Source organism: Pseudomaricurvus sp. ABR4_320 (assembly GCF_056159445.1).
Window position 1 is genome coordinate 251,557 of sequence record NZ_JBSWVF010000007.1, and the last position, 12,107, is coordinate 263,663.

Sequence of the window (12,107 nt, forward strand, 5' to 3'; positions counted from 1 at the left end):
AATGATTTACCAAAATAATACGATTGATCGAGTGTGAATCAAGGCGTATCGATCGACAAAATAATGATTAGCCAAAGATGTTTAAGGATATAAGTTGATTAATGCTCACGTAATTGCCGTCGCCGGCGGCAGTTGTTCTGGCAAAACGACGGTTGTGCAAACGGTTGCCGATGAAATTGGAGATGAGCTGTGTGCGGTGATTTCCCAAGACAGTTATTATCGAGGGGACGCCGGGATTAAAAATTTTGATGAGCCGGAATCTCTCGAATTCGAATTACTGGCCAATCACTGTAATGCTTTGCGTAACGGCGATGTCATCGACGTACCTTGTTACGACTTTACCACTCACCAGCGCCTTTCGCAGACGCGGCGGTTGGCTCCAAAACCCTTGATACTGGTTGAGGGCATCTTGCTCTTGCACGCGTCGGAAATGCGGAATAGTTTCGATTATCGGGTATTTATTGAGTGTCCTGTGGAGATCCGGCGGAAACGGCGCTTGGCGAGAGATCTCTTGGAGCGAGGACGTACCCTACAGGCAACTTTGCAACAATTCGAACAACAGGTGGTGCCACTGCATGATCAATTGGTGGAACCTTCTAAGGTCTCTGCCGATAAAATCTATGGATATGATGCTGGTATGACAGCCGAGGATCAGGCTCAACCTTTGTTGCACTATTGCCTGGAGTATCTCAGTCGTCATTGCAATCAGCCGTGATTAAACGACGTGCAGCAGGCTGTTCCTTTGTACGATACTGACATCCAAGACTTTTTCCTGCCGATCAATGCCGGGATCTTTAAGACGCTGCAAAAGCAGATTTAGTGCAGTTTTGCCGATATCCGGAATGGGTAAACCAATGGTCGTCAGGGGCGGGTAGACCAAATCAGACAGATCGATTGCATCAAACCCCACAATAGAAACCTGTTCCGGTACCTGAATCCCCGCACGCTGAAAGACTCGCAGTAGACCGATGGCAAGGGTATCGTTTGCCGTAACAACACAGCTAACATCCTGAGCGCAAATATCTGTGGCCACATCGGAAGGGATTTTTGAGCCGTATTCCAAGGCAATATCCCAAACCACCTGAATATCGTTGGTGAGTGCATCGTAAAAACCCTGGCGGCGCATTGCTGCGACCGGGGAGCGATCTGGTCCAGACAGCACACCAAGTTTGCGATGACCGGCTTGCATGACGAGTTCAGCCTGCAGACGACCGCCTTTGTAGGAGTCTGCGTAGACGCAATCGAAATTGGGTAAGGGCCGTTCGATCGTAATGATGGGGCAGGAGAGTTCCAGATTATCAAAGGACCGCTCTGTCAATGGACACCAGATAAGACCGTCGATGGCGTATTCGAGCAGACGCCGGATGCCGCGGCTTTCTTCAGACAGTGAGTTGCGTGCATCCACCAGTAAGATGGAATAACCCGCTTCGCTGGCGGCGCCCACGACGGCTTGCGCGAGTTCTGGAAAAAAAGGATTTCGCAGATCTGGAACAATTAAGCCAAGGCTTTGCGAGCGTCCAGTTCGAGTTGCTTTTGCCAGCCGGTTTTCCTGATAGCCCATTTCCTTGGCGAGCTGCAGGATTCTCTCCGCTGTTTCCGTGGCTACTGAACCTGTCCCATTAAGCGCATAGGAGACAGTTGCCTTGGATACGCCCGCGCGTTCGGCGATGTCCTGGGTGGTAACGCGTCGTTTGTTACTGCTGAAGCTCATAAATACACAGGGTTTACATTTGAGAAGCGACTACTGAGCTGCCGATTGTAAAATAAGGCTCTATTAACATCATTCGTTTTTTACCGCGCCTTGATCCCTTGACTGACATTTTTCCATTTCTTGTGTGAAAAGACTCACGGCATTCTTTTCTATGGCGCAGACCTGTAGACTGCCACTTGTCTTACCGTTCAGTTCAGGAGAAAGCCACATGTCCCGTTCCACAGTTTTTATTACCGGCGCTACGTCAGGGTTTGGTCGTTCGGCAGCTGTCCGTTTTGCAAAAGAGGGATGGAATCTGGTGTTGGTTGGACGCCGAGATGATCGCCTCAAAGAATTGAAAGCAGAACTTGCGGCTCAAGCATCGGTGTACACACTGGCATTGGATGTGACGGATACTGAAGCGGTCAAAGCCGCCCTTACTGAATTGCCGGCACCCTTTAATGATGTGCATACGTTGATCAACAATGCGGGACTCGCTCTGGGGACGGGTCCGGCACAAGCAGCCGATCTGTCTCAATGGCATCAGATGATTGATACCAATATAAAAGGCCTTACGACCGTAACTCATCAATTGTTGCCGACATTAATTGCCAATGGTGACGGCGCCAGCATTATCAACATCGGTTCAGTGGCCGGCGCCTGGCCCTATCCAGGTGGAAACGTGTATTGCGGCACCAAAGCGTTTGTCGAGCAGTTTAGTTTGGCGTTACGCAGTGACTTACTGGGGACGGGTGTTCGTGTGACCAACATTGCACCGGGCATGGCCGAGAGTGGGTTTACTCTGGTGCGAACCGGGGGAAATCAACAGGCCCACGACGATCTCTATCGAGGCGTCAATCCGATACAGCCGGAGGATATTGCGGAAACTCTGTATTGGTTGGCGACCTTGCCGAATCATTTGAACATCAATCGCCTGGAGGTCATGCCGGTGCGTCAGGCATGGAATCCGCTTAATGTATGTCGGGAAGATTAATCCCCGGCGCTATCTGGTGTTAATCCCGATTGCGCCAGGCGAGGTGAGCTAGCGTTGCTGTTAGGCCGAGTAACAGTGAGACAACAATAAAAAAGCCGAGGTGATTGTTGGCCAGGGGCATGCCTCCGACGTTCATTCCAAACAGGCCGGCGACCAGATTGATGGGCAGCGCCAGCACGGTTACCAGCGTCAGTACATAAAGCGTTCGGTTGGTCTGTTCGTTGAGCAGTGCCAACAGTTCTTCCTGCAGTAATTTGGCCCGCTCGATCAGAGCAACGGAATCGCCGACAGCGACGGAGAACTCCTCAGCCGCTTGCTGCATTTCCTTTAAATCGTCGTCGGTTATCCAGGAGGGAGGTCGATTGAGCAAGCGAAAGAAGGCGGCAGGTTCTGGGGCGAGCAGTCGTTGGAGCCGTACCAGAGTTCGGCGTAAATTGCCCAGCTCACTACGACTGAAAGAAATTCGATTGGCGAGCAACTGATCTTCAATATGATCCAGCCGCCAGGTGGATTTGCGCAGCACTTCGGTCAGTACAGCAGCTTGCTGCTGTAATAGTTCGGCCAATAAGGCTGTCGGTGAGCGAAGTTCTCTGCCCTTGCGAATTTGGTTGCGTAAGGCATCCAGAGAGCGGAGGGGGCGCAGACGAGCACTGATCGCGAGATTGGCATCAATATACAAGCTGCCCAGGGATATCCCTGACGTATCGTACGTAAAATCAAACTGCACATCGTGTATCACTGCGACAAGTGACTCGTTCTCCTGTTCTATGCGGGTAGACCCAGGTTCCCCGGTGACTGATTCAAAAAACGTTTCTGGTAGGTTGAGATGGCGTTTGAGCCAGAACTTTGAGGCCGAGTTTGATAGCGAGAAATGTAACCATAAAAAGCCATCTTGATTGCCGTCGGTGATGTTTTTCAGGCAGGAAAGAATGTTTTGTGAAGAGACTTCTTCAGCGGGTTTATCCGGATGAAACACGTAAGCCCATACCAGGCCATTGCGATCCGAGCCGTACAGAGAGTCTACATGTCCAATCATAGCGGTCTGGCAATAGAGGTCGGCCAACGCTGGTGGTCGGCAGTCTGAAGAGGTGCGAAACCTCTACGCTAGCGGAAGGGTATGACAGTTTTGTGTCGATTAAACCCGATCTAGAGGCTTGACCTGGTCCGTCAAGCGCTCTGACCTGATCGTTTGGCGTGCTTTACATCTTTTGAGGCGGCGTGGCTGATCTGGAGTTAAACCTGGATTCAGCCTGATTGTGCAAACTTGCCCGCCAGTACCTTGTCATTGTGGGTGTTTCTCCTTTAAACGTTTATTTTGAAAGCAAATTTTCGGTAGATGGCTGGCAAAATAATGGGAAACTAACTATTCTTCCAGGGTATACAACTTCAGGTTTTTATAAGAAAAAGCTGGCGGGTCAAGTGGAGGCCTTATGAAATTGCAGCAACTGAGATACATATGGGAAGTAGCTCATCATGATCTGAATGTTTCTGCGACGGCACAAAGCCTTTATACCTCCCAACCGGGAATCAGTAAGCAGATTCGTTTATTGGAAGATGAGCTGGGCGTGGAGATCTTCTCTCGCAGCGGTAAACATTTGACACGAATTACCCCAGCGGGCGAAGCCATTCTCAAAACAGCAGGGGAGATACTGCGTAAAGTCGACAGTATCAAACAGGTCGCGCAGGAGTTCAGTAACGAAAAGAAGGGCAGTCTGTCACTGGCGACGACTCATACCCAGGCTCGCTACGCGCTACCCCCTGTGATCGAAACCTTTATCAACCGCTATCCGGAAGTGTCCTTGCATATGCATCAGGGCACACCCATGCAGATTTCAGAGATGGCAGCCGACGGCACTGTGGACTTTGCCATTGCCACTGAGGCTTTGGAATTGTTCAGTGACCTGATTATGATGCCTTGTTATCGCTGGAATCGCTGCATCGTTGTCCCGAAAAATCATCCTCTTTGCCAGGTGTCAAAACTGACGCTTGAAGACGTCGCACGACACCCGATAGTGACTTATGTGTTCGGTTTTACGGGCCGTTCAAAGCTGGATGAAGCATTTATTGAAAAGGGGCTGGCGCCGAAAGTCGTATTCACCGCAGCGGATGCCGACGTTATCAAAACCTATGTAAGACTGGGCCTGGGAATCGGCATTATTGCCAAGATGGCCCATAACGAAGAGTTGGACAGTGATTTGGTCGCCCTGGATGCGAGTCATTTGTTCCGCACCAGTGTAACCAAGCTGGGTTTCCGGCGAGGCACCTTTATCCGCGGGTATATGTACGAATTTATCGAGTTGTTTGCACCGCACCTCACCAAAGATATTGTCGAGGAGGCCTATAATAAAACCTCTCGCATGGAGGTTGAGGAGCTGTTCACCAATATGGAAATTCCCTGCTACTGATACGGCGAATTGCTGCAGGATTTCAAACGAAAAAAAACCGGCTAAGGCCGGTTTTTTTTAAGACTCACTGTTGGTGAGATTCGTCGCATGCAAACCGCATTCTTTCTTGGTCGCTTCTTCCCACCACCAGCGTCCTTCTCGCTCGTGCTGACCTGGTCCTACCGGGCGGGTGCAAGGTTCGCAACCGATAGAGATAAAGCCGCAATCGTGCAACGGATTGTAGGGGACTTCCATCGCACGGATATAGTCCCAGACTTGTTGTGATGTCCAGTTTGCCAAAGGGTTGAATTTCGCCAGGCTACCGCTGTGACCCGCAAAGGCGCCGTCCTCTTGAAATACTGGAATCTCTGCGCGAGTGTTCGGGCTCTGGTCTTTGCGTTGCCCGGTGATCCAGGCGTCCAGTCCCGACAGCTTACGCTTTAGTGGCTCAATTTTACGGATGCCACAGCATTCACCGTGATTGTCCTGGTAGAAGCTGAACAACCCTTTCTCGCTGACCAGTTTATTGACCGCTTCTGCATTTGGACTGACGATATCAATTTTGATGTTGTAGTGGTTGCGGACATCTTCGATAAACCGATAGGTTTCTGGATGCAAGCGGCCTGTGTCCAGGCAAAACACGCCGACGTCGGGACGAATCCGGGTAGCCATTTCGATCAACACAACATCTTCGGCGCCGCTGAAAGACACGGCTATGTTGTCGTATTGCTCTAATGCAAACTTCAAAATCTGCTTCGGGGATTTTCCCTGCAGCTGCTGATCGATATCCACGGCATCAATTAATTCTGACATTGGTCATCTCGAAACTAGTTGACGAAAAGTCATTTGTAAAATGGTTTCTGCAAAACCGGCGCCAAGGTTAACAAATGCATCAACGAATAAAAAATAATATAACAGTATATTCATATGCCTTAAAGGAATAAAACGGGGTAGGCCGACGATGTTGATCCTGGGAAAGGGGGAAGCGGTTCGATAGTAAGTTAGGAGTTAAACTTAAAGTAATTTGTTAAGTTTAAATTCCTTTTTGAAACAGTAGGTTAGCGTTAAAATTGCCAAAAGTTATGAGTAGTTTCACGTGGAAACCACACCGGCTATTGTCATGCCCAGACGGTCGCGTAGGCTTTGCAACGAAATTGTCTCTCGATTAAGTATAGAATGGCGTCGTTGATAACGAGGAAAATTTCACAGTGATTGTCTGTTTAGACTTGGAGGGGGTGCTGTATCCAGAGATGTGGCACGCGTTCGCGGCGGCGACCGGAAATGATCGCTTTACTCTAACCACTCGTGACATTGCCGATTACAGTGAGCTGATGGATATTCGCATCTCTGCACTAAACCAGGGGGGGTGGTCACTGCCAGATGTACTTGCTGTGACAGAAAAGCTGCATCCATTGGAAGGCGCTGTAGAATTTTTACAGGCCCTGCGAAATCGGCAAATACAAATTGTTATTTTGTCAGATACCTTTTATGAGTTCACTCGCGTACTCTCCGCTCAGTTGGGTTACCCGACTCTCTTTTGTCACCGTTTAGTTGTTGATGATGACGCCAAAATCATCGGTGTAAAACTGCGCCAAAAATCCGCAAAGAAGGCGTCCGTCGAAGCATTGCAAAGCTTGAATTATCCGGTGACCGCTGTTGGTGATTCCTATAATGATCTTGAAATGCTTAATATCGCGAACCGGGGTTTTTTATTTCGAGCTCCAGAAACCATACGCTTGGCAAATCCACAATTTTCGGCTTTCGACGATTACGAGACGTTGCTGAGTTACATCCTTTCAGAGAAGTAACAGATCGCCAAAGGTTTATGTCATGACTCTGCACAGACTTGAAAAGTTGCATCGCCTATATGATGGCTATTGCCAGTCTTTTCTAATTGGCGGGCAGAGTGTTTTACTGATGCAAGTGGAAGGGCGGCATTTTATTCTGGAAAATCGCTGCCCCCATATGGATGCGCCTCTCTATGGCGGCAGTATTCACGCAGGAGCAATACGCTGCCCCTTGCATGGACTCTGCTTTCAATTGGAGGATGGCCTGCCTGCGCCACCGACCCCTTCCGCGGTGGGTAGGGTAAAAACCTTCGCGCCTCAGTACGATGGGACGGACATCTGCATCGAAATTTGAGCGTCACGGTTGCGCCTGTTAGGCGAAAATTCGATATTCGATGACTCATTGACAGGAGGTAAACGTCGATAATGTGGATTCAAAAAGAGCTGCAACTGGGTGCAAAGCCCCGAGGCTTTCACCTGATAACCCGGGAAATTCTCTCGGCCGTACCAGAGTTGGTTGATTTCTCTATCGGAATTCTACATGTCTTCATCAAGCACACCTCGGCGTCGCTAACGATAAATGAAAATGCCGATCCCACGGTACGAGACGACTTCGAGCAGTTTTTTAACCACTGGGTGCCAGAGAACGAGCCCTATTATCGCCATACCGATGAAGGCAGCGATGATATGCCTGCCCATCTGAAGGCAAGCATCCTGGGTTCCGATTTAAGAATCCCCGTGTCTGCAGGACGCTTAAACATGGGTATCTGGCAGGGTATTTATCTCTGCGAGCATCGCAATCACGGTGGCCGGCGCTCGCTGGTTGTTACCTTAAATGGCGAATGAGTGGCTAGGATCAGCGCCAGGTAAAGGGTTGCCGCTCGCAGCAGAGTTCAACAAATTCTTGAGTAGAAAGCGGCTCCACGGCGTCTTCATCGGGTATAGGTGTGAGTACGGGATTTGCCTCAGAGCTTTGACCTTGCCCAATGACCCGGTAGCAGGTGATCGTTTGCGGTATTTTATAAGCGAGACCGCAAGCGTTTAATCCCTCTCCCAGAAAGACGATAACATCACCTGGCTCCAACAGCTGTAATAAGCCGTCGAGAGAGTCACTATCGATGGGGTTGCTGACTAATGCCAATCGGGCACCCTCGCTTTTGGTCACAGTACAAAGTTCCGAGGGTAAGAGCGGAAAAACGATTTCAAATCCTTTTTGGGTAATAGAATCGCCTCCGTAGTCGTAAAGATCGTGTCCAGTTGTATCGATAACGCGGTATCTGAGCAGCAGTAAACCGATGCCAGGCCATAGTTGTCGACGTCTTCCACACAGGTAAGTCCCGATGACAAAGACAGGAACTCAATGCCTTTATCGATAAAGAGAATGTCCATTGGTTGGGCGAAGGCGAAATAGGTCATGGCGGTATGCCAGACACTTATGGCCGTCTGCCGAGGTACTTGTGAAGGTGCTGATTTGAGTACGAATAACGTCGACATATCAAAACTGAATTAAGCGATTACTGCTTAAGCTGGCGTCCACCAATTGAGCGTAACCACCGATTGAAAAGCCGGGAAGACGCGAGGATCCGAGTAAGTCATTTTGAGCTTCAATCCGCTCAACGCTGGCTGAGCAAAGCACCAGATCGATGTTTGCCTGTGCCAATTCCTGCCAGAGGTGAGCGAGTCGCTTGCCGTGTGATTCGTCGCCGTTCAGAACTGCATCACCCTGCAAAAAGATGCGGGTGATGTGATGCCCGTTATCGATAGTCGTTCGGACAAATTCCAGGGCGATCTGCGTTGTTGCCGAGTCAGGAGGGCTGGATAGTGTGATAGCAAAATTCATAGGGCAGACACAAAAAAGGCTTCCTCGGAGAGGAAGCCTTTAACGAAGCTACTAACAACTGTCGATTAGTCGTCGCCGCTGACTGCACCGATGATGTGCAACAGGCTGACAAACAAGTTGTAGATGTTCAGGTACAGAGAGACTGTTGCCATAATATAGTTGGTCTCTCCGCCATTCACGATGCGGCTGGTGTCATACAAGATGAAGCCTGACATCAGAAACACAATCGCCGCACTCAGTGCCAAGTGCATGCCTGCGATTTGTACTCCAAACAGGCCTGCGACCATCAGCGCTACGGCACACAAGAGAACCACGATAAGGCCGGTTACCAGGAAGCCGCGCATAAAGCTGAAGTCTTTCTTAGTCGTCAGCACATAGCCAGACAAACCGAAAAAGACCAGTGCCGTACCAGCAAGGGCCTGGAAGACGATTTGCGAACCGCCGCTCATGTTCAAATAGTAGCTAATGGTAGGCCCAAGTGAGGCGCCCAGCAAAGCTGTGAAACCAAAGACGACGTAGATGCCGCTTTGTGAATTAGCAGTACGTGGCAGAACAAACCACACTAGGGCCAGTGCCACCAAGTTCATGATTAGCGCCATGCCCTGTCCGAGACCGACTACCATGGATATGCCACAGGCGACGGCACTCACTGCCATTGTCATAGCCAGCAACGTATAGGTATTTTTTAATACCTTGTTGCTGGACGGTGCTACGACTCCAGCGGTATTAGTTCTCGAATAAACTTCTTGCATTTAGGTTTTCTCCCTTAGGAAGCGTTGTTCAACAATTATCGACCAACTAACTTAATTATTTCTTAATCATACAAGGCATCAAGACAAAATCAAATCAGTCTGATTTGTCACTAAATGCATTGTAATACAGGGACTTAGATAAGCGTATAGCGCTAAAGTTTGTTAGGCCCCGCGAAGCTGAGTGAGAAAACGTAGCAAAAATGTTAAGAATTGCTTGGCTCTGGGAGAGCAAGGGCTTCAGAAAAATGGTGGGTTCGTGAATTAACTATTTGATTTTAAGGATAAAAAATATGATTTCTTATTACGGTATGGGTAAGTATGGATCCGCCCGCCAATTTAGCCTTCAACGTGATTTTTCTGATGGAAACCTTACGTCAACAGCTATAGATTCCATCTGATGATCCTAAATCGTAAGCCGGGATCTGATTTTTCTGCAAAAATATGCCAGCCATGGGCTAGGGCGATTTCTTTGCAAATTGCTAGACCTAACCCCGCCCCGAGGTCCCGACGATGTGGCGCTCGCCAAAATCGCTCAAAGAGCAGCATTAAATTGTCGGCATCGACCCCAACGCCTTGATCCTGAACGGTCAAGGTATCCTCCGATATTTTTATCCGAACAACGGTATTCGGTGGGGAATGCTGGATGGCGTTTTCGAGAAGGTTTTTTAATAGGGTGAATATTGCGCCACGATCCGCCGTCCAATGGATTTCATTTCTTACGGAAACTTCCACACGAACGTTCTCTGACTCGCTAAACCTTTGCAGATAATGGACAACGTCATTGACGATGTCCTCAACTCGTACATCCACAAAGTGATAGTTTTGTGATTCGCTGACCTCTGCAAGAAGCAAGATTTGTTGAACTTGGCGGCTCATGTATTTGACGTCCGCGAGCATATCTTTGATCTGACTGTCGTTGTTTTCCCCATTCAGCTCAATTTGTGCTCGAATCAAGGCGAGTGGGGTCTTCAATTCGTGCGCTGCATTGGCGAGAAATTCTTGCTGTATTAGGTATCCCTGCTCAAGGCGATCCAGAACCTGGTTAAAGCTGGTTATTAACGGTGCGATTTCTGACGGGATGCATTTGGTCGGCAGTCGTGCTTGTAATGATCGGGGGGATATGGCCGTCGCCTTGGCCGAGACATTCTCCAAGGGTTTAAACGTGTACCTGAAGATAACAAAAGCAAAAACAGTGAATGCAACAAGTGATACCAAGGCAAATAGAACGATTCCGTCTCTGACAAGCGGTAGCGCAACACGGTGCAAAAACGCCATAAAGCGTTTACTGACAACCACCTGGAGGTACCAGGTTCTGTCGTTATGTGTGAAGGGTTCGGTCGCTGCGTAAAACTGTTCTCCTTGATGACCGAATTCAAAACGTCGTCGCTCCAAATGGATTAATTCACTTTTTTCGGGCCAAAATAGCGGTTTATTGCTGGTTGTCAAAATGACTTCACCAGAGTCATCTAAAATGCGTTAAGCACCTTCTAGCTCAATGTCGTAAATCCATCCGACGAACTCAATTTCACTCAGTTCAAATCCAACGGGATAACCTTCCTGGTTATAGCGAAGGTGCTTGGTCATTTCATTGGGTAGGTCGGCAAAGTCCCATTTCTGCAGATAGCCTCCTTGAATCAGCCACGTCGCGGCCACGACAAGTATCAGCAAGCTGACGAACATCCCAGCAAAATACGCCTGGAGGATCTTTAGTCTCAAACTAATGGTCTGAAACTTCTTCACGCAATGCATAACCATGTCCCCTGATGTTGACGATCCTCTGGTTCGAATCGATCGAGATGAGCTTGCGACGGATTCGGTGCAGCGCGACATCTAAAGCGTTTGGTGTGACAGCGTCGCTAAGGCCCCACGCGGCAGCTTCTAAAATACTGCGCCGTAAGACCTCGCGATGCTTGTACATTAACTGCAGTATGATTTGCAGTTCCGCCGGCGCTAAATTGACCGTGTTTTATCCACAACGGATTACGCCATCCTCGGGGCATATGGTCAGATCGCCACAGCTCAAATTGAGCGTTCGGAACTCTATTGGTCTACGTAAGAGGGCATTGACACGAGCGATCATCTCATCCATTGCAAAAGGTTTTGGCAAATAGTCATCGGCACCTGCATTGAGTCCCTGTATACGATCATGCAACGCATCCCTTGCTGTTAGAACCAGGCAGGGAAGACCATGACCGGATGTGCGCAATCTTGGTAGTAAGGAGAGACCGTCTCCATCCGGTAACCCACGATCATTAATCAACGCTTGATAGGTCACTTGTTGAATCGCAGACCAGGCTTCGTCAATACGGCCCACGACATCTACGCCAATGCCTGCCTTGGATAATCCCTGACCTATCAATTTGGCGAGTCGTTCATGATCTTCAATTAGGAGAATTCGTCTCATAGACATCAGTTTAAGGTCGGCCAGTGAATTGGCCGAATGTATGTGAACCTCATTGGTCGGTGCAGGTGGCGAGATTTTGAGTGGAAGTTTACGAAAGTCGTGCTGGCCAAACATTAAGCGATTGTCGATCAATGACTATCGCGTAGGTTGCAGTGAATATACTGCCTATTAAGCGTCCTTCAGATATATCCATTTCAGCATGATGCGACACCTCTGCTGCATAGGGATTATCTCACAACGCATTTCTTCAATTCAG

At 49.0% G+C, this 12,107-nt stretch carries 17 protein-coding genes and 1 pseudogene; 7 read left to right on the plus strand and 11 right to left on the minus strand.

Annotation, left to right across the window (positions count from 1 at the left end):
• Positions 1-94 precede the first annotated feature (94 nt).
• Positions 95-715, plus strand: coding sequence for a uridine kinase (gene udk / locus ACXAFR_RS16255; protein WP_475178712.1), 621 nt, complete (start codon positions 95-97; stop codon positions 713-715).
• On the opposite strand, the gene ACXAFR_RS16260 is transcribed toward udk, so the two are convergent.
• On the minus strand, positions 716-1,711 hold the full coding sequence (locus ACXAFR_RS16260; protein WP_475178713.1) for a LacI family DNA-binding transcriptional regulator: 996 nt from the start codon (positions 1,709-1,711) through the stop codon (positions 716-718). It abuts the gene before it with no gap.
• Positions 1,712-1,919: 208 nt separating this feature from the next.
• Here ACXAFR_RS16260 and ACXAFR_RS16265 point away from each other — a divergent pair, with 208 nt between their 5' ends.
• Entirely contained in the window at positions 1,920-2,684 is a 765-nt protein-coding gene (locus ACXAFR_RS16265; protein WP_475178714.1) for an SDR family NAD(P)-dependent oxidoreductase, read from the plus strand.
• A 19-nt stretch (positions 2,685-2,703) separates the two neighbouring features.
• Here the strand turns inward: ACXAFR_RS16265 and ACXAFR_RS16270 are convergent, their stop codons facing one another.
• A complete protein-coding gene (locus tag ACXAFR_RS16270) occupies positions 2,704-3,720 on the minus strand; it encodes a CorA family divalent cation transporter (protein ID WP_475178716.1) in 1,017 nt (338 codons plus the stop codon).
• 218 nt (positions 3,721-3,938) lie between these two features.
• Between ACXAFR_RS16270 and ACXAFR_RS16275 the strand changes: the two genes are divergently transcribed.
• Positions 3,939-4,118: a hypothetical protein gene (locus ACXAFR_RS16275; protein ID WP_475178717.1), complete on the plus strand. Its 180-nt coding sequence runs from the start codon at positions 3,939-3,941 to the stop codon at positions 4,116-4,118.
• Entirely contained in the window at positions 4,115-5,089 is a 975-nt protein-coding gene (cysB, locus tag ACXAFR_RS16280; protein ID WP_475178719.1) for an HTH-type transcriptional regulator CysB, read from the plus strand. Before ACXAFR_RS16275 ends, cysB begins: the two co-directional genes overlap by 4 nt.
• A gap of 57 nt (positions 5,090-5,146) precedes the next feature.
• On the opposite strand, the gene ACXAFR_RS16285 is transcribed toward cysB, so the two are convergent.
• The gene (locus tag ACXAFR_RS16285; RefSeq protein ID WP_475178720.1) at positions 5,147-5,881 is read right to left on the minus strand and encodes a phosphoadenylyl-sulfate reductase; all 735 of its coding nucleotides are present in this window, start codon (positions 5,879-5,881) and stop codon (positions 5,147-5,149) included.
• Between the two features lie 395 nt (positions 5,882-6,276).
• Between ACXAFR_RS16285 and thrH the strand changes: the two genes are divergently transcribed.
• The 3 genes from thrH (at position 6,277) to ACXAFR_RS16300 (ending at position 7,701) form a co-directional block, all read left to right on the plus strand.
• The gene (gene thrH, locus ACXAFR_RS16290) at positions 6,277-6,876 is read left to right on the plus strand and encodes a bifunctional phosphoserine phosphatase/homoserine phosphotransferase ThrH (RefSeq protein WP_475178721.1); all 600 of its coding nucleotides are present in this window, start codon (positions 6,277-6,279) and stop codon (positions 6,874-6,876) included.
• Between the two features lie 22 nt (positions 6,877-6,898).
• The gene (locus ACXAFR_RS16295) at positions 6,899-7,210 is read left to right on the plus strand and encodes a Rieske (2Fe-2S) protein (RefSeq protein ID WP_475178723.1); all 312 of its coding nucleotides are present in this window, start codon (positions 6,899-6,901) and stop codon (positions 7,208-7,210) included.
• 71 nt (positions 7,211-7,281) lie between these two features.
• Positions 7,282-7,701: a secondary thiamine-phosphate synthase enzyme YjbQ gene (locus ACXAFR_RS16300; RefSeq protein ID WP_475178724.1), complete on the plus strand. Its 420-nt coding sequence runs from the start codon at positions 7,282-7,284 to the stop codon at positions 7,699-7,701.
• Positions 7,702-7,711: 10 nt separating this feature from the next.
• Here the strand turns inward: ACXAFR_RS16300 and ACXAFR_RS16305 are convergent, their stop codons facing one another.
• The 8 genes and pseudogenes from ACXAFR_RS16305 to ACXAFR_RS16340 form a co-directional block, all read right to left on the minus strand.
• The gene (locus ACXAFR_RS16305) at positions 7,712-8,020 is read right to left on the minus strand and encodes a hypothetical protein (protein ID WP_475178725.1); all 309 of its coding nucleotides are present in this window, start codon (positions 8,018-8,020) and stop codon (positions 7,712-7,714) included.
• Entirely contained in the window at positions 8,017-8,349 is a 333-nt protein-coding gene (locus ACXAFR_RS16310) for a hypothetical protein (protein ID WP_475178727.1), read from the minus strand. The genes ACXAFR_RS16305 and ACXAFR_RS16310 overlap by 4 nt, the downstream gene beginning before the upstream one ends.
• Position 8,350: 1 nt before the next feature.
• Positions 8,351-8,695, minus strand: coding sequence for a DsrE/DsrF/TusD sulfur relay family protein (locus ACXAFR_RS16315; protein WP_475178729.1), 345 nt, complete (start codon positions 8,693-8,695; stop codon positions 8,351-8,353).
• A gap of 65 nt (positions 8,696-8,760) precedes the next feature.
• On the minus strand, positions 8,761-9,447 hold the full coding sequence (locus ACXAFR_RS16320; RefSeq protein WP_475178731.1) for a Bax inhibitor-1/YccA family protein: 687 nt from the start codon (positions 9,445-9,447) through the stop codon (positions 8,761-8,763).
• A 381-nt stretch (positions 9,448-9,828) separates the two neighbouring features.
• Complete coding sequence (locus ACXAFR_RS16325) at positions 9,829-10,893, minus strand: HAMP domain-containing sensor histidine kinase (protein ID WP_475178733.1); 1,065 nt, start codon at positions 10,891-10,893, stop codon at positions 9,829-9,831.
• Between the two features lie 30 nt (positions 10,894-10,923).
• A complete protein-coding gene (locus tag ACXAFR_RS16330; RefSeq protein WP_475178734.1) occupies positions 10,924-11,187 on the minus strand; it encodes a hypothetical protein in 264 nt (87 codons plus the stop codon).
• Positions 11,165-11,398, minus strand: a pseudogene (locus tag ACXAFR_RS16335) (helix-turn-helix domain-containing protein); the annotation flags it as partial. The pseudogene ACXAFR_RS16335 and the gene ACXAFR_RS16330, both read right to left, overlap by 23 nt.
• A 15-nt stretch (positions 11,399-11,413) precedes the next feature.
• Complete coding sequence (locus tag ACXAFR_RS16340) at positions 11,414-11,851, minus strand: response regulator (protein WP_475178735.1); 438 nt, start codon at positions 11,849-11,851, stop codon at positions 11,414-11,416.
• Between the last annotated feature and the right edge of the window lie 256 nt (positions 11,852-12,107).

Bases quoted from the DNA above. Each gene is read 5' to 3' on its own strand.
- ACXAFR_RS16260 (WP_475178713.1), bottom strand. From the start codon at position 1,711: ATGAGCTTCAGCAGTAACAAACGACGCGTTACCACCCAGGACATCGCC.
- ACXAFR_RS16265 (WP_475178714.1), top strand. From the start codon at position 1,920: ATGTCCCGTTCCACAGTTTTTATTACCGGCGCTACGTCAGGGTTTGGT.
- ACXAFR_RS16270 (WP_475178716.1), bottom strand. From the start codon at position 3,720: ATGATTGGACATGTAGACTCTCTGTACGGCTCGGATCGCAATGGCCTG.
- cysB (WP_475178719.1), top strand. From the start codon at position 4,115: ATGAAATTGCAGCAACTGAGATACATATGGGAAGTAGCTCATCATGAT.
- ACXAFR_RS16285 (WP_475178720.1), bottom strand. From the start codon at position 5,881: ATGTCAGAATTAATTGATGCCGTGGATATCGATCAGCAGCTGCAGGGA.
- ACXAFR_RS16295 (WP_475178723.1), top strand. From the start codon at position 6,899: ATGACTCTGCACAGACTTGAAAAGTTGCATCGCCTATATGATGGCTAT.
- ACXAFR_RS16300 (WP_475178724.1), top strand. From the start codon at position 7,282: ATGTGGATTCAAAAAGAGCTGCAACTGGGTGCAAAGCCCCGAGGCTTT.
- ACXAFR_RS16310 (WP_475178727.1), bottom strand. From the start codon at position 8,349: ATGTCGACGTTATTCGTACTCAAATCAGCACCTTCACAAGTACCTCGG.
- ACXAFR_RS16315 (WP_475178729.1), bottom strand. From the start codon at position 8,695: ATGAATTTTGCTATCACACTATCCAGCCCTCCTGACTCGGCAACAACG.
- ACXAFR_RS16320 (WP_475178731.1), bottom strand. From the start codon at position 9,447: ATGCAAGAAGTTTATTCGAGAACTAATACCGCTGGAGTCGTAGCACCG.
- ACXAFR_RS16340 (WP_475178735.1), bottom strand. From the start codon at position 11,851: ATGAGACGAATTCTCCTAATTGAAGATCATGAACGACTCGCCAAATTG.